14 protein-coding genes are annotated in these 16265 nt (G+C 61.1%); 11 read left to right on the top strand and 3 right to left on the bottom strand.

Translation table 11 applies throughout. From position 1 onward, the window contains the following. Position 1: 1 nt before the first annotated feature. From E0E29_RS04735 to E0E29_RS04705, 7 genes are all read left to right on the top strand, one after another. Positions 2-868, top strand: a complete 867-nt coding sequence (locus tag E0E29_RS04735; protein WP_130848861.1) for a hypothetical protein — start codon at positions 2-4, stop codon at positions 866-868. A 571-nt stretch (positions 869-1439) separates the two neighbouring features. After that, the gene (locus E0E29_RS04730; protein WP_130848860.1) at positions 1440-1838 is read left to right on the top strand and encodes a hypothetical protein; all 399 of its coding nucleotides are present in this window, start codon (positions 1440-1442) and stop codon (positions 1836-1838) included. Between the two features lie 367 nt (positions 1839-2205). Then, a complete protein-coding gene (gene hisS / locus E0E29_RS04725) occupies positions 2206-3639 on the top strand; it encodes a histidine--tRNA ligase (protein ID WP_130848859.1) in 1434 nt (477 codons plus the stop codon). A gap of 418 nt (positions 3640-4057) precedes the next feature. Then, positions 4058-5845, top strand: coding sequence for an aspartate--tRNA ligase (gene aspS / locus E0E29_RS04720; RefSeq protein WP_130848858.1), 1788 nt, complete (start codon positions 4058-4060; stop codon positions 5843-5845). Then, the gene (locus E0E29_RS04715) at positions 5842-6972 is read left to right on the top strand and encodes a zinc-binding metallopeptidase (RefSeq protein WP_207303563.1); all 1131 of its coding nucleotides are present in this window, start codon (positions 5842-5844) and stop codon (positions 6970-6972) included. Before aspS ends, E0E29_RS04715 begins: the two co-directional genes overlap by 4 nt. 117 nt (positions 6973-7089) lie before the next feature. Next, entirely contained in the window at positions 7090-7404 is a 315-nt protein-coding gene (locus E0E29_RS04710; protein ID WP_130848458.1) for an imidazolonepropionase, read from the top strand. Beyond that, positions 7401-8258 carry an IS3 family transposase gene (locus tag E0E29_RS04705; protein WP_130848459.1) on the top strand — a complete coding sequence of 286 codons (858 nt, stop codon included), beginning with the start codon at positions 7401-7403 and terminating at the stop codon, positions 8256-8258. The genes E0E29_RS04710 and E0E29_RS04705 overlap by 4 nt, the downstream gene beginning before the upstream one ends. 85 nt (positions 8259-8343) lie before the next feature. Here the strand turns inward: E0E29_RS04705 and E0E29_RS04700 are convergent, their stop codons facing one another. The 3 genes from E0E29_RS04700 to E0E29_RS04690 all read right to left on the bottom strand — a co-directional run bounded on the left by E0E29_RS04700 (position 8344) and on the right by E0E29_RS04690 (position 12102). Continuing rightward, positions 8344-10566, bottom strand: coding sequence for an HAD family hydrolase (locus tag E0E29_RS04700; protein WP_165449792.1), 2223 nt, complete (start codon positions 10564-10566; stop codon positions 8344-8346). A 22-nt stretch (positions 10567-10588) separates the two neighbouring features. Next, positions 10589-11365, bottom strand: coding sequence for a 23S rRNA (guanosine(2251)-2'-O)-methyltransferase RlmB (gene rlmB, locus E0E29_RS04695; RefSeq protein ID WP_130848856.1), 777 nt, complete (start codon positions 11363-11365; stop codon positions 10589-10591). Between the two features lie 206 nt (positions 11366-11571). Next, on the bottom strand, positions 11572-12102 hold the full coding sequence (locus tag E0E29_RS04690) for a hypothetical protein (protein ID WP_130848855.1): 531 nt from the start codon (positions 12100-12102) through the stop codon (positions 11572-11574). Positions 12103-12516: 414 nt separating this feature from the next. Here E0E29_RS04690 and E0E29_RS04685 point away from each other — a divergent pair, with 414 nt between their 5' ends. The 4 genes from E0E29_RS04685 to ftsH all read left to right on the top strand — a co-directional run bounded on the left by E0E29_RS04685 (position 12517) and on the right by ftsH (position 16263). After that, positions 12517-12921 carry a PadR family transcriptional regulator gene (locus tag E0E29_RS04685; RefSeq protein ID WP_242622369.1) on the top strand — a complete coding sequence of 135 codons (405 nt, stop codon included), beginning with the start codon at positions 12517-12519 and terminating at the stop codon, positions 12919-12921. Then, entirely contained in the window at positions 12911-13300 is a 390-nt protein-coding gene (locus tag E0E29_RS04680) for a DUF1700 domain-containing protein (protein ID WP_130848854.1), read from the top strand. Before E0E29_RS04685 ends, E0E29_RS04680 begins: the two co-directional genes overlap by 11 nt. 187 nt (positions 13301-13487) lie before the next feature. Next, on the top strand, positions 13488-13745 hold the full coding sequence (locus E0E29_RS04675; RefSeq protein WP_130848853.1) for a hypothetical protein: 258 nt from the start codon (positions 13488-13490) through the stop codon (positions 13743-13745). Positions 13746-13986: 241 nt separating this feature from the next. Beyond that, entirely contained in the window at positions 13987-16263 is a 2277-nt protein-coding gene (ftsH, locus tag E0E29_RS04670; RefSeq protein ID WP_423202430.1) for an ATP-dependent zinc metalloprotease FtsH, read from the top strand. Positions 16264-16265 lie beyond the last annotated feature (2 nt).

Here is a 16265-nt window from a genome sequence, read left to right as displayed (position 1 = left end):
TGTGGATAAAAAGACCGGACACATCCTCTCCGCCGTTGTCGCCGTCGCCGTGGTGGGCGGGCTTTTCTGGCAGAACGCCGCCATTCAGGACAAGGTGGACCAGCTCTCTCAGCAGGTGAGCAGTCTGAGCAATCAGCTGGTGGACACCAGGTACGACCTCTCCGACGAGATCGGCATCCTCCGGCGGGATCTGGAGGACGAGGCCAGCCTCTTTTCCACCGTGGAGACTGAACTTGGGTACGAAAACGGCGCCTTAACTCTGGCGGTGACAGTGGTGCCCAAGGAACTGAGGGCCGGGGAGACGGCTCAGGTGTCTCTGAGCACGGGCGAGACCGCCGTCCTCACCGATGACAGCACCGGACGGCTCAGCGGCGTGCTCACCTGCTCCCTGCGGGACTCTTTGGAGCCGGTGGTGAGCCTCACCGCCGGGGACCAGACCCGCCGGGAAATTCTCCCCACCCTGTGGACAAATGAGCTCTTCACCCTGAAGGGGGACAGCCGGTGGGAGGACGGCACGCCGTCCGACGTGCTTAGCCTGACCTTTAACGCCCCGGAAAACAGCGCTCTGGAGGTGGAGACCGTCACCGTGGAGGTCCGCGCCGCCATCCTGGAGGTGGTGGAGGGCTCCCTGGTGGGCACCCTGGAGGCCGTCCCGCAGGCCGACGGCAGCTGGCGGGCCGACCTGAGCCAATACCTGAATACAGAAGAAGAATATGACTACGACTTCTGGGTCTCCGTCACCACCGGGGAGGGCGTCCCCCTGCGCAGCGACCAGCCGGTGGCTGACTGTCAGCAGAACGGCGACGGGTCCAGCAGCAGCTGGGGCGAGGGTGACTTCGCCCTCTACGCCGACTTCGGCGAGGCGTGAAGACACCTCCCTTCCCTATCTCCGGCCCCTTTCGGGACCGGAGATTTTTATATAATTTAGATAATATTACAATTATTTGCATCAAAGAAAATGGATTGAAAAAATGCTTGCGCTTTTTCCCATAGGTTACTAAAATAGACCAATGGCGGATGGCAATAGTCTATCTGTTACTTTTTGGCACATCCCAAGTGAAAACACATTTTTTTACAAAAAGGAGTGACACCTGTATGGTGCGTGCCCGCGTAGACCAAAAGACATTCATGGCCTTTTTGATCCCCTTTCTCCTCACCATCGCCACCGCCGGGCTGCTGCTGCTGGCCGTCTACAGTTCCCCCGACCCCGACAACAGCGTCCTGGTGGACATCCTGCTGAACCTCTGGATGATCAGCCTCTATGCCTGGCTGCCCATTTTCATCGTGCTGGGCATTGCCTTTGTGTACATGGGCTGGTACCCCCCCCCACCTTTTTCAAAAAGAAGGACCCCTTCCTCTGCCGCAGCGACCGGGAGAAGTGGGCCGCGGCGGCGGGGTATCTGCCCCTGCTGGAGCTCCACGCCAGCCTGCCCGACACAGTGGAGGACACCGGCCTGGTGGGCGGCGGACGTCCCGCGCCTCATCGCCGGAAGCGTTACCGGGCTTTCCTGTCCACGAACTTCCATATCACCGACCGGGAGAGCGGCCTGGCCGCGCTGGAGCATCTGGTGGCCTCCCGTCAGGCCAGGGACCTGTGCTGGGGCGTCCTCATCGCCGGGATGCTCTTCGTGTGCCGCTGGCTCAAGCGGGAGGAACTCAACGACTGGTACGGCAGATTCATGACGCCCATCCAGGATCAGTTCCACTCCTGGACGGAGCTCAACCTGCGCTTCCAGGAGGAGGAGGCCGCCGCCGGCATGGATGACGAGAGCGTGCAGGTCCTCCGGAAGGCGGTGGAGCGGGAGCGGAACGGGCTCTACCAGGTCCGTTTCCTTTAAAATCCCCTTTCTGGCCGTAAAAACCGGGGAAAATGGTTGACTTTTTCCCCACTGTGGGATACTATTGTTACGCTCACCGCCACGACGGGTCATGAGTAACCCCCAGCACCGCCGGACAGAGAGGGACGCCACAGGCTGCAAGCGTCCCACGGCAAGGAGAGGGCGAAGACAGTCCCACCAGCGGGCCCGGAGACGGGCGCGGTCCCCTTCCCGCAACAGAAGGCAAAAGGACGGCCTTTTCGCAGGCCGTTGAAAATGGGTGGCACCACGAAAGCAGGCGCTTTCGTCCCATTGAGGGACGAGAGCGCCTTTTTTGTTTTTGGCACCAAAACCGTCCTTCCGACCCAAAGAGAAAAGGAGTGTTATGATGGACCGTATCAAACCCCGCACCCTCTCCGGTTTTATGGAGCTGCTGCCCCGGGACCAGGTGGTCTTTGACCGGATGGTGGCCATCCTCCGGGAGAGTTACAGCCTGTACGGCTTCACCCCCCTGGACACCCCCGCCATCGAGGCCAGTGAGGTCCTCCTGGCCAAGGGCGGCGGCGAGACCGAAAAGCAGATCTACCGCTTCACCAAGGGGGACACCGACCTGTCCCTGCGCTTTGACCTCACCGTGCCCCTGGCCAAGTACGTGGCCCTCCACTACAACGAGCTCTCCTTCCCCTTCCGCCGGTTCCAGATCGGCAAGGTCTACCGGGGTGAGCGTGCCCAGCGGGGCCGGTTCCGGGAGTTCTACCAGGCCGACATCGACGTCATCGGCGACGGCAAGCTGGACATCGCCAACGAGGCCGAGGTGCCCGCCATCATCTATAAGACCTTCACCGCCCTGGGCCTGAAGCGCTTCAAGATCCGGGTCAACAACCGGAAGGTCCTCAACGGCCTCTTCGACCTGCTGGGCCTCAAGGAGCAGGCCGGCGACGTCATGCGCACCATCGACAAGCTGGAGAAGATCGGCCCCGAGAAGGTGAAGGCCATCCTGGTGGACGACTTCGCCGTCCCCGCCGCCACTGCCGATCAGCTTCTCGCACTCCTCTCCACCGACGACCCCATGGCCGCCCTGGAGGGCTTTAAGGGGAAGAACGAGCTGCTGGACCTGGGCATCGATGAGCTCTCCACCGTGGTCAAGTATATGGCCGCCTTCGGCGTCCCCGCCGACCACTTCATGGTGGACCTCACCATCGCCCGCGGCCTGGACTACTACACCGGCACCGTCTACGAGACCGTCATGCTGGACCATCCTGAGATCGGTTCCATCTGCTCCGGCGGCCGATATGATAACCTGGCGGAATATTACACCGAAAAACAACTCCCCGGAGTGGGTATTTCCATCGGTCTCACCCGTCTGTTCTTCGTTTTGCAGGACCAGGGCTACCTGAACCCGGAGGTCCTCACCGCCCCCGCCGACCTGCTGGTGCTGCCCATGACGGGCGACCTCACCGCCGCCATCTCCTTCGCCACCGCCTGCCGCGCCGCCGGCATCCGCACCCAGCTCTACACCGAGGCCAAGAAATTCAAGGCCAAGATGAACTACGCCGACAAGACCGGCATCCCCTTCGCCGCCTTCCTGGGCGAGGACGAGATCAATGCCGGCACCGTCACCGTGAAGGACCTGCTGCTACCCGACCCCGCCACCCCCGAGGAGGCGGAGGAGCAGAAGGCTGCCGGTCTCTTCAAGCAGGTGACCCTCCCCACCAACCAGGCCGTGAACTATGTGAAGGCTCACCTGGACGCTCGGCCCAACAGCCAGCCCATCCTGGACGCTCCCGCCCTGGCGGAGAAATACCACCTGGAGCAGCCCTGAAAAAATATCGGGCGGATGGTATCCGCCTCTACCCAACTTTGCAATGCCTCTGGCGACCGCCCGCGTTATTTATCTCACTCTTTGATTGAGTGACGGCCTCCGGCGGCCTACTTTCGGATGGCCGAAAGTAGGCAAAGGCCAGTCGGGAAGGGGGGATTTCGATTTCCCCCCTTCCCGACACCCATCCCCCTTAAAACGACCAAGCACAGGGGGGCCGCGGCCCCCCTATTGGATGTACCCCCCGGGGCTCTTCTATTGCTATGCTATCTGCACCGTCGGCTTACTTTGTAACGCCGCCGTTGCCCGAACGTAGCGGCGGCCTTCGGCCGCCCACAGCCCAAATCACCCGCCCATACCCCTACTTTAATTCCCTTTAGGATAAACCAATGTCAATATTACAAATTGGAGTTGATTTTTCATGATGCAGTCCCGCACCCACACCTGTGGGGAGCTCCGCATGGAGCATGTGGGCCAGACCGTCACCCTGGCCGGTTTTTTGGAGAACGTCCGTGAGGTGGGCCAGAACCTGGCCTTCGCCGTTCTCCGTGACTTCTACGGCACCACCCAGGTGGTCATCGAGAACGAGGCCATGATGGCCATAATAAAACCCCTGAACAAGGAGTCCACCCTCCAGGTCACCGGCGTGGTCCGGGAGCGTGACTCCAAGAACCCCAAGCTGCCCACCGGCGACATCGAGGTGGTTCCCGAGAAGATCGAGGTGCTGGGCCGCTGCCGCCACAACGAGCTCCCCTTCCCCATCAACCGCAGCCGGGAGGCCGACGAGTCCGCCCGCCTGAAGTACCGCTACCTGGACCTGCGGAACCCGGCGGTGAAGAACAACATCGTCCTGCGCTGCAACGTGGTGTCCGCCCTGCGGCAGGCCATGACCGCCCACAACTTCCTGGAGATCACCACCCCCATCCTCACCGCTTCTTCGCCGGAAGGTGCGAGAGACTATCTGGTGCCGAGTAGAAAACATCCCGGCAAGTTCTACGCCCTGCCCCAGGCCCCCCAGCAGTTCAAGCAGCTGCTGATGGCCTCCGGCTTCGACCGCTACTTCCAGATCGCCCCCTGCTTCCGTGACGAGGACGCCCGCGGCGACCGCTCCCCCGGCGAGTTCTACCAGCTGGACATGGAGATGGCCTTCGCCGACCAGGAGGACGTGTTCGCCGTGCTGGAGGACGTGCTGCCCCCCATCTTTGCCAAGTACGGCACCTATAACATCGCCTCCACCGCCCCCTTCGCCCGCATCCCCTACCTGGATGCCATGGACAAGTACGGCTCCGACAAGCCCGACCTGCGCATCGACCTCACCGTGCAGGACGCCACCGAGGTGCTGGGCTCCTGCGGCTTCGGTCCCTTCGAGGGCAACACCGTGAAGGCCGTCCCCGTCACCGGCTTCACCGCCACCCGCAAGCAGATCGACAAGCTGTGCGCCGACGTGGAGGTCCAGGCCGGCGAGAAGGTCTACTGGTTCCGCTACGACGAGAACGGTGAGATCGTGGGCGGCATCGCCAAGTTCGTCCAGCCCATCAAGGACCAGGTGGTCGCCGCCCTGGGTCTGGAGAAGGGCTCCTTCGTGGGCCTCACCGCCGGGAAGAAGCTGGCCGCCCAGAAGACCGCCGGCGTCCTCATCAAGATGCTCCCCGCCCTGGCTCCCCAGCACATGGACAAGGAGCGCTACGAGTTCTGCTGGATCGTGGACTTCCCCATGTACGAGATCGGTGAGGAGTCCGGCGAGCTGGAGTTCTGCCACAACCCCTTCTCCATGCCCAACGGCGGCCTGGAGATCCTCAAAAAGGCGGCCGCCGGCGAGGTGGACCCCCTCACCATCACCGCCTACCAGTATGACCTGGTGTGCAACGGCGTGGAGCTCTCCTCCGGCGCCGTCCGGAACCACGACCCCGAGATCATGATCGAGGCCTTCCAGCTGGTGCGGCTGGGCGAGGAGGACGTAAAGGCCAAGTTCCCCGCCATGTACAACGCCTTCACCTACGGAGCTCCCCCGCACGCCGGTATCGCCCCCGGCGTGGACCGCATGGTCATGCTGCTGGCCGGCGAGGACTCCATCCGCGAGATCATCCCCTTCCCCATGAACAAGAACGCCCAGGACCTGATGATGGGCGCTCCCTCCTTCGTGGAGCCCAAGCAGCTGGAAGAACTCAATATTGTGTGCACAAAGAAAGAGGAGGACACCGATCTGTGAGAACCCCCTTTCCCAGATCCGCTGCCCGTGCCGCCGCCGGCCTGCTGCTCCTGAGCATGCTCGCCGGCTGCGGCGGTAAGCCGGAGACCACCCCTTCCCCCTCCGCCACCACGGCGGCCACCGACCCGGCGGCCCAGGCCGAGCTGGACACCCAGCTGGGCCGGCTCACCGGCTACATCACCGAGGAAGAGCGCCAGGCCGCCCTGGACCTGTGGCTCCAGATCCGCCCCCTGCGGGAGGCCCGTCTGGAGACCGGACAGTGGGCCTGGCGGCCCAGGGAGGCCTCCCTGCTCACGGAGCTCTCCGGCCTCTACGACCAATACACCATCAAGTACCTGGAGGGAGACGAGGCCGGGTTCGGCTACACCCACCCGGAGGAGAAGACCCTCATCTCCTACTCCATCGGCGACGACGGCTCCCTCACCGCCGACCCGTCCACGGCGGGCCAGCTCACGGACTGGACGGAGGAGGAGCTGCTCACCCTCTGGAAGGACATGACTGGCCTGCTGCCAGAGGGGTCCTTCGCCGGCTTCAAGCGGCTCACCTTCTTCACCGACGGCCCCGGGGAGACCTCCGCCTGGGTCCGGGCCATAGACGACCCCGGCGACACCTGGGAGATCGCGGTGGACCCCGCCGACTCCGGCGACCGGCGCTACTTTGTGGAGACCATCCTCCACGAGTACTGCCACTACCTCACCCTCAACAGCGGCCAGGTGACCTACACCACCAGCCAGACCGTGGATACCTACAACGAGTACGGCATGGTGGCCCACGCCGGCTCCTACATCGACGACTTCTACCAGGCCTACTGGACGAGCTACATTGACGACTGCCTCTCCTGCGGAGACACCTATAACTTCTTCCTGCGTCACTACGACGACTTCGTCACCGCCTACGCCTCCACCAACCCCTCCGAGGACATCGCCGAGGCCTTTGCCTACTTCGTCCTCTGGCCGGAGAGCGGGCAGCCCGCCGACGCCGTGTGGCGGCAGAAGATCGACTTCTTCTACGCCTACCCGGAGCTGGTGGCCTTCCGGGACCAGGTACGTGGGGACCTGGGTCTGAACCCCGACCAGGCCTATGAGGACCTCTTCCCCGCTACCGACAACAGCGCCGAGGCGGCGTGAAAAAACCGTTTCAGGACGCAAAAAGACCTTCCGCCAAAATGAACAGATCCAGTAAAAACGGACAGTGACAAAAGCCCCCCTGATGTAGGAAAATAGACTACATCAGGGGGTTTTGTCATGAAGAAACGAAATTACACACACGTTCAAATGCTTTTACCAGAGATCAAGGCCATGTTGGCAGAGGGGAAAACACAGCGGGAAGTCGCAGAATACTATGGCTTCCGGAATAAGCAGGTGGTAAAAAGACTACTTGAGCGTGAGCGCCGTAAAGAACGAAAACTGGAAGCCGGAATCCGCCCACGACCGAAAGGACGGCCGAGAAAAGATGCTGCGCCAGGAGACGTTGTGGCAGAGCAGGCCTGTGAGATCCAACGGCTTCGCATGGAAAATAAACTACTGCGGGATTTTCTGCGCTTCACAGAAAGGAAGTGAGAGCAAAGGTAAAGTATCATATCATCTATCGTCACAGGACAGAGTATCCAGTGGCAGTCATGTGCAAATTCTTTGGAGTGTCCAGAAGCGGCTACTATGCTTTTGTCCATCGCCTAGGCAAGCCAGAAAAGGATGCGGCTCTTGCGGGGCTCATCGCACAGCAGCGGGAACGCAGCTTCCGCACCTACGGCTACCGGCGGATGTGGCTGTGGCTGAAAAGCCGGAATATCTTCTGCAATCCCAAAACTGTGCTGCGAATCATGAAGAAATATGATCTGCTCTCGGAGATCCGCCGCCGCAGGAAATGGCAGCAGATGGGGCGGCAGGCACACAAATACAGGAATCTGCTGAACAGGGAGTTCCATGCGGACAAACCTAACAGCAAATGGGTAACAGACATCTCCTACATCCACACCAGGCAGGGTGTGCTGTACCTTTCCATAATCCGGGACCTCTATGACAACAGCATCATCGCCTACAAGACTGGAACCCAGCAGACAGTGAATTTGGTTCTGGATACCGTTCATCTGGCAATGAAACAGGAGAAAAAGAGGGTCGCTGCGGAGTTGCAGCTCCACAGCGACCAAGGATTTCAGTACACCTCTGCAGCATACTTCAATCTGACTCAAGCATACGGAATCACACCATCCATGTCAAGGAAAGGAAACCCGTACGACAACGCCATGGCGGAAAATTTCTTCTCTATCCTCAAAACAGAATGTATTTACCGCCACAAACCGGCGACCTTTTCCGAAGCCAATGAGATGATTGACCGCTATATTTACTTCTATAACCATGAGCGCATCCAGTTAAAAACTGGAGAGGCGCCGCTGGCGCGACGCCTCTCCGCTTAAAACTTAATCTTTCCTACTAAGGGCTCTTTTTTGTACTGTCCGCACAATCTGGGGCAGTTCACGCCGGGGAAGGTCTTTTTTTGCTTCAGTATCGCTCCACCCAGCCGGAGATGAGGAGGGTGGGGACGGTCCAGGCCAGCAGGAAAAGGGCCATCTGGGCGCCGGTGAGGGAGGACCAGGCGCCGATGAAGGTGAGGTAGAAGGCCAGCAGCAGACCGATCACCGAGCCCAGCACGGTGAGGGCAGTGGTCATGAGGACAGCCAGCCGCAGCCGCTTGGCACCCACCACCGCCTCGGAGAAGGGGGCCAGGCCCTCCCGGCAGAGGACGGCGGTGAGCCGGGCGCTGTGGAGGGCGGCGGGGTCGGAGAGCTCGGTGCGGCGCTCCACAGCGGGGAAATCCATCTTCTCCACGGGGAGCTTGAACTTCTGCCGCAGCATGGCGGGGATGAGGTTGAAGTCCCGGGTGCACAGCACCGGGGAGACCCGGTTGGCCACCAGGGCGGAGATGGCGGGCGGGATGGTGGGGTGCATCATGTAGTTGAGGGCGAAGATGCCGGCCAGCTCCCCGTCGATGGCGCAGAACACGGCGCTGCGGACGTTGAGGCCCTGGGGCAGGGGCACCTCCATGAGGGTCATGAAGGAGGCGGAGCCCACCAGGATGCGCTCCCCCCGGATGTCGGCGGAGAGGCCGCCGCCCTCGTGGCGTGTGAAGCCGGAGCACCGGCGGTAGACCGCGCCCTGGGTGCGGAGGAGGTCGTGAAAGACCTTGTCCAGGCCAGAGCCGCTCTCCTTGATGAGGGTAGCGCAGACGGCCACCACCTTCTCCACAGAGTAGTCCCCAAAGATCTTGATGCCGTTGAGGGCCACCTCACCGGGGGGAAAGAGGTCGGTGTCGGTGAGGAGGATGGCCTTCCCCACCCGCTCCACGCCGGACCAGCCGGGGAGGGCGGCGCCGCTGGAGGCCAGCCGCCGGGCCAGGGCCCGGTAGGGCCGGGAGAAGCACAGCAGGGCGGAGAAGCCCGAAGAGGCGGTGGCACAGGCGGAGAGACACCAGGGCAGGCGCTCGGGCGCGCCGTGGCCCACCGAGGCCACCAGGGCGCACAGGATGCTCCCCAGCAGCAGCAGGGGCACCGAAATGCGCAGCACCCGCTCGGTCCCGTCGCTCTCCTGGATCTGGCTGCCGAAGCCGTAGGCCGGCCCCGACCACTTGGCGTAGGCGTCCTTGCCGTTCCAGCTCTTGTGGTCTAGGGTCACCAGGTAGGGCTCCGAGGCGGCAGCGGCGGTGCGGCAGGAGAGCCGCAGGCCCTGGCGCTTGGAATAGGTGCCCCACATGGCGCAGAAGAGCCCGGCACAGCAGGCGGCGCAGTAGGGCAGCGTGGTCCGCTCAGGCATGGCGTTGAGCTGGGTGAAGGCGTCCCACAGGGTGAAGGCGCAGGCGAAGCAGCTGGCGGTGGCGCCGCCGGGGCGGAGCCGGAAGAGGTCGATGAGACCGCCCAGCAGCACGTCCAGGCCCAGGAGCATGGCCACACACAGCAGTCCGGCGGAGCACCACACCCGCAGCTGGAAGGAATCGATCAGGGCCCCGGGCAGGGGCAGGCCGAAGAACCCGGCGAAGGCCAGGTACAAAAGGGGCAGGCACAGCAGGGCCACCAGCACCGCGCGCAGCCGGAGCAGACCCAGACCCCGGCCGTACCGGCTGGCCAGGTCGGAAGGGGGCAGATCGGGGGGCGGCTCCGGCGGTTTTCGGGGCTTGCGCTCCCGGCGGGGCGGCTCGTCCTCCTCCTCCGGCTCCTCCTCGTCCACGCCGGGGATGAGCTTTTGGAACCGGATGGTCTCCTCCGAGACCTCGGTGCCCTCCTCGGCGAACATCTGCTCGGAAAAGGCGTCCGCCTTCTCCTTCAGGTGGCGCAGCCCCGCCTGGATGGGCGGCGTGTCGTCCTCGGGGAACTCCAGCACCTTGTCGGTCACAGGCGCCTTTTTGGGCTTCTCCTTGGGCGGCGGCGTATGCTCCTCCGGCTCCTCGTCCTCGTCGCCGGTGTCCTCATCGCCGTCGTCCGGTTCCTCCTCATCCTCGTCCTCGTCGTCGGGCGGGGCCGTCATGCCCGGAAAGAGCACCACGTTCTGAGGGGGCGGGGTGTGCTTGGCCTCCGGCCAGGGCAGGTCGGGACCGGCGTCCACCGGGGGCGTCCGGGCCGGAGGCTCCTTGGCCTTCCCGTCCTCCTCCCACCGGCTCACGTCCACGCCGTACTCGGCCAGGATCTCCTCCAGAGTGAAGCCGCTATCCTGTTTTTCGTCGTCCTTTGCCATACCGGCCTTCCTTTGTCTGAAGTTATCCCAGCCGCTGGCGGACGGCCTCATAGAGCAGGATGGCCGCCGCCGCGGAGGCGTTGAGGGAGTTGAGCTTGCCCTTCATGGGGATGCTGACCTTGAAATCGCACTGCTCGGCCACCAGGCGGCCCATGCCGTTGCCCTCGGAGCCAATGACGATGGCGGCGGGGCCTTTGAGGTCGGCGTCGTAGAGGGTGGTGCTGCCGTCGGCGGCGGTGCCGAAGATCCAGATGCCCGCCTCCTTCAGTTCCTTGAGGAGGGCGGTGAGGTTGGGCACCCGGGCCACCGGCACGTGGGAGACGGCTCCCGCCGAGGTCTTGGCCACGATGGCGGTGAGGCCGGCGGAGCGCCGCTTGGGGATGATGACGCCGTGGGCGCCGGCGCACTCGGCGGTGCGGATGACGGCACCCAGGTTGTGGGGGTCGGAGAGCTCGTCGCACACCACGATGAGGGGGGGCTCCCCTTTCTCCCGGGCGGCGCTCAGAATATCGTCCACGGTGGCGTACTCCCGGACGGCGGCCTGGGCGATGACCCCCTGGTGGGCGTGGGTGCGGCTCATGGCGTCCAGCTTCCGCCGGTCGGCCTCCACCACCACGATGCCCTTGCCTCGGGCCGTGGAGGCGATGTGGCCCAGGGCGGCGTCGGTCTCCCCCTTGGCGATGAAAATTTTATCGATGGGCGTCCCCGCCCGCAAAGCCTCGATGACCGCGTTGCGGCCCTCAATGATGCCGTCGGCCTCGGCCATGGGCTCGGGCCGGGGGGTCCGTTTCTCTTTCATGGGGCTTGTCCCGCCTTTCTGTTCAATCAGGTTTCAGTATACCATACTTCCCCCGGGAGAAAAAGAAGAATTTGTACGCCCTTTCGGACGGAAAAAGCGGACGGCCCCGGATGGGACCGCCCGCCGTAGGCTGGAATATTGGGATGGAGAAATCCGTTCTATTTTCTGGAAACTTTCCCGGAACATGTATCTGGGATAGGTTCCTTTTATTCTCTTGCGCTTTCTCCAACTGGCTGCGCATTTTTTGATAATTGGAAGAGTTCCTCGATCAGAATATCTGCCTCTTCTCCCTGTATTTGATATTTTTTGCCACCTTCTGCAAAGACCTCTCCTTCCGGGTTGAGTGCCAGATCTCCATGTTCGGTTATCTCTCCCCCACTGTTGGAAAAAAGATACACTCGATAAAGCACCGACGGAATAGAAATTGACTGATACCGCCCTGCTTCATTTATTTGAATGGTATCCATCCGGTCGATCAAGGCAGCCATCTGCCGCGCATCCGTGACATCCGCTTGTCGGACCTCTCCTCCTGCCGTTGAGATCAAAATCATCGCCGTTTGCTCTACATTATGCTCAGGTATGTTGTGATAGAGGGAAAGAAGACTTTTCGGGGAAATCCAAGTGAATAGAACCCACAGGATCATAAGAAAAGCAACACACAAAAGAAGCCATAACATCCCTCTAAACACGCTTTTTTCTTTGATAAATATCCCTTCTCTCCTGTTTATAAGGCTCATTCATTTTCCCACACAATCTTAGGAGAAGTATATTTTAAAGAATCAACCCATACAGAACTATTATTCTTATCCATATACCGATTCCATGCATAAGAAAGCGTTGTGGTTTTATCGTTAAAATGATTTGTTTCTACCGAAATTTTTCCCCATTTTTGGGACATGTAGGCATCTTTAGCGAACTATCAAGAGAGTGAAAAATTGAATAGGGTAGCATCAAAGACTTTCCAGTATGAGGGTCTTCAAAACTCAGCATTTTTCCACCCGCTCCATGGGTTCCATCTCCTTTCACATCCACACCTGGGACCTCTGTTCAATCCAACCATATCATATTTCTAAATATGTGTCAATAACAATCATATTTACAAACATGATATTATCTGATAAGCTAATTTTATCCTAGGAGAAAGGCGCATCATGATGCCAAAGAACCCTGAGAAAACCACAAAGAGCGGCACCACCGCCAGTATCAACGACTCTCTTAAGAAGGCGACAACGGAGATGCTGGTCCTGTTCGTGCTGCGCCAAAAGTCCATGTATACCTATGAGATGATGAGCGCCATCGAGTCCCTCAGCGAGGGGCGACTTAGCTTCAACACCCTCTACCAAGCCATTTACCGCCTGCGGGACCACGGCTACATCCAGGAGTCGGAAAAGGTACTGTCCCAAGACAACCGAGTGCGGATCTACTTTTCCATCACCGAGGAGGGGCAAGTCTACCTGGAGGCCCTGCGTCGGGAGTATCAGAGCTTTATTGACGCCGTGGCTCTGATTTTCTCCAAGGACGGCAGTCTGAAGGGAGGGCACACCGATGACCAGTGAGTGGAAAACCTATGCCAGAGCCCTGTCCCGGCAGCTCCAGTGCCCCAGAGCCAAGAAACAGTCCCTGCTGGAAGACACCCGGAGACTGGCTGAAGACTATCTGGCCGAAAACCCCGGAGGGGGCTACGACGGCCTCACCGCATTTCTGGGCTCACCCGAAGAATTGGCCCGGTCCTATCAGGACGCCATGGGACCTGAGACGGCAAAACAGTACCGGAGACAGAGACAAGGATTGATTGGACTGGTTTTGGGGCTTATCATCCTATTTTTAATAGCAACCATATGGTATAACATTGAACTAAGAAGCCGCCAGCATGACGTACACATTACAGGTGAAAAGGCCATTATTGTTTATGAGACAGAGGAAGGAGAGAATTAGATTGAAAAGAATCGTTTCTTTACTGACTGTTCTTGTTTTGACATGCACTATGTTTTCTACGCCAGCTTTCGCATATAGGCACACAGAGACCACTCTTATCGACCTGGGAAATGGACTTACCGCAGAGCAGACCATTACAGTTTACGATCAGGATTTTCGAGCCTCTACCAAAAGAGCCTCCGCCACGATGGAATACAAAAATAATGGGGAAAAAATTGGTACCGTGACCCTCACCGCCACCTTTGGATACGATGGCTCCGATGCTTGGGTGGTCAGCGCCTCTGGCTCTCACACTCTAGAGTCCGGCTGGTCCTACAGCGGGGAACGGATCTCCGACTCCGGCGGCACCGCCACGCTGACCGCTACCATTAAGAGTACCAAGGGATTGGGACAATTTCCCGTCGACATCAGCCTTACCTGTTCCAAGAACGGCGACATCTCCTGACCCCTGTTTCTCTTTACAGCACCGGTTGCCGTGCTCCTTCCCACGCGGTGCCGTGCTCCATTACCCAAACGGCCCATGGTTCCAAACGACCATGGGCCGTTTTCTTTTGATTGGCAAGGACCCCATTCACAGAAAGTTTACCGCCCGATTTCTTGTATTCCAATGTATAGTGTGCTATATTTAGGGTAACTTGTTATCTGGCGAATAGCAGGCGAACTGTTCCAAAAAAGGAGGACACGCCTTGGATCAAAACAACCGAAAGGGCTCCGGAGGTTCCAACAAGAACATGATGGGGATCATCTCCATCATCATCTGGGCCCTCATCATCACCCTCATGATCAACTACTTCACCTCCTCCATGTCCACCTCCCGCTCGACCCAGATCGAATACTCCCAGTTTGTGGAGATGGTGGAGAACGACGAGGTGGCCTGGGTGGTCATGGAGTCCAACAAGTACACCATCTACCCCCGGCCCACCGCCGACGACAGCGCCGCGGATACCCAGACCGGCGCCCAGAGTGACGCCGACACCGCCGTCACTCCCATCCCCGGCCTGGAGGGCCTGGAGGGCCTCACCGGCGGCACCACCTCCGGCCTTACCGCCCCCTCCGCCAACGGCGGAACCACTTCCTCCGCCCAGATCCTGGAGCCCGGCTCCAGCGAGTGGAAGCAGATGCTCAAGGAGGGTCCCTCCTACTACTGCGCCCCCATCACCAGCGACACCGAGATGTCCCGCCTCATCTCCCTCATGGAGGAAAACGGCGTCGTCTACGGCCCGCCCTACATTGAGCAGCTCTCCCCCATCATCACCCTCCTCATCTCCTACGTCCTCCCCGTGGTCATCATGGTGGTCCTCTTCTCCTTCCTGTTCCGGGGCATGTCCAGCAAGATGGGCGGCGGCCTGGGCGGCCTGGGCAAGTCCAACGCCAAGGTCTACGTGGAGAAGTCCACCGGCGTCACCTTTATGGACGTGGCCGGTCAGGACGAGGCCAAGGAGTCCATGCAGGAGATCATAGACATCCTGCACAACCCGCAAAAATATACCGACATCGGCGCCAAGCTCCCCAAGGGCGCCCTGCTGGTGGGCCCGCCGGGCACCGGCAAGACCCTCCTGGCCAAGGCCGTGGCCGGCGAGGCCAACGTGCCCTTCTTCTCCATCTCCGGCTCCGACTTCGTGGAGATGTTCGTGGGCATGGGCGCCGCCCGGGTCCGCGACCTCTTCAAGGAGGCCAGCAAGATGGCCCCCTGCATCATCTTCATCGACGAGATCGACACCATCGGCAAATCCCGTGACAACCGCCTGGGCGGCAACGACGAGCGGGAGCAGACCCTGAACCAGCTTCTGGCCGAGCTGGACGGCTTCGACCCCAGCAAGGGCGTCATCGTCCTGGGCGCCACCAACCGCCCCGAGGTGCTGGACAAGGCCCTCCTCCGCCCCGGCCGCTTCGACCGCCGCATCACCATCGACCGGCCCAACCTGGCCGGCCGTCTGGCCACCCTCCACGTCCACACCCGCAAGATCAAGCTGGCCGAGGACGTGGACCTCAAGAAGATCGCCCTGGCCACCGCCGGCACCGTGGGCGCCGACCTTGCCAACCTGGTCAACGAGGCCGCCCTCCGGGCCGTCCGCCACGGCCGCAAGGCCGTCAACCAGGATGACCTGCTGGCCTCCTTCGAGTTCGTCATCGCCGGCAGCGAAAAGAAAAACTCCGTCCTCACCGAGTTCGAGAAGAAACTGGTTGCCTACCACGAGGTGGGCCACGCCATGGTGGCCTACAAGCAGAAGAACGCCGAGCCGGTGCAAAAGATCACCATCGTCCCCCACACCGAGGGCTCCCTGGGCTACACCCTCCTCATGCCCGAGGAGGACAAGACCAACCTGCGCACCAAGGACGAGCTGCTGGCCAAGATCACCGTCTCCATGGGCGGCCGGGCCGCCGAGGAGGTGGTCCTCCACACCATGACCAACGGCGCCTCCCAGGACATCCAGGAGGCCACCAACATCGCCCGCAACATGGTGGCCATGTACGGCATGAGCGACGCCTTCGGCATGATGGCCCTGGGCTCCGTCCGCAACCAGTACCTGGACGGCGGCTATGGCCTGGACTGCGCCCAGGACACCGCCGCCGCCATGGACCGGGAGGTCCAGGCCATCCTGACCAAGTGCTACCAGCAGGCGGTGGAGGTCCTCAAGGAGAACCTGGATGACATGCACAAGGTAGTGAAGTACCTCCTGGAGAAGGAGACCATCACCGGCGGCGAGATGGTGGCCATCATCGAGGGCCGGGACCCCGCCCTGGTGGAGGACGCCTATGCCTCCACCAACACCGCCAAGACCGCTTCCCCCGCCCTGGACGGCGACGTGGAGCGCCCCGCCAAGAAGATCACCCTCTTCGACGGCAGCAAGCCCCAGGAGGGCCAGGACCAGGGCGGCCAGGAGGACACCTCCGACGGCCAGCCCCAGACCGATCCCCCGGCGGATCAGCCCCAGGCCCCCACAGACCAGAACGATCAATAACC

It is taken from the genome of Intestinimonas timonensis, from assembly GCF_900626145.1.
Lineage (GTDB): Bacteria > Bacillota > Clostridia > Oscillospirales > Oscillospiraceae > Intestinimonas > Intestinimonas aquisgranensis.
The sequence above is the reverse complement of the archived record's forward strand: the minus strand, read 5'-3'. Positions and strand labels throughout refer to the sequence as shown.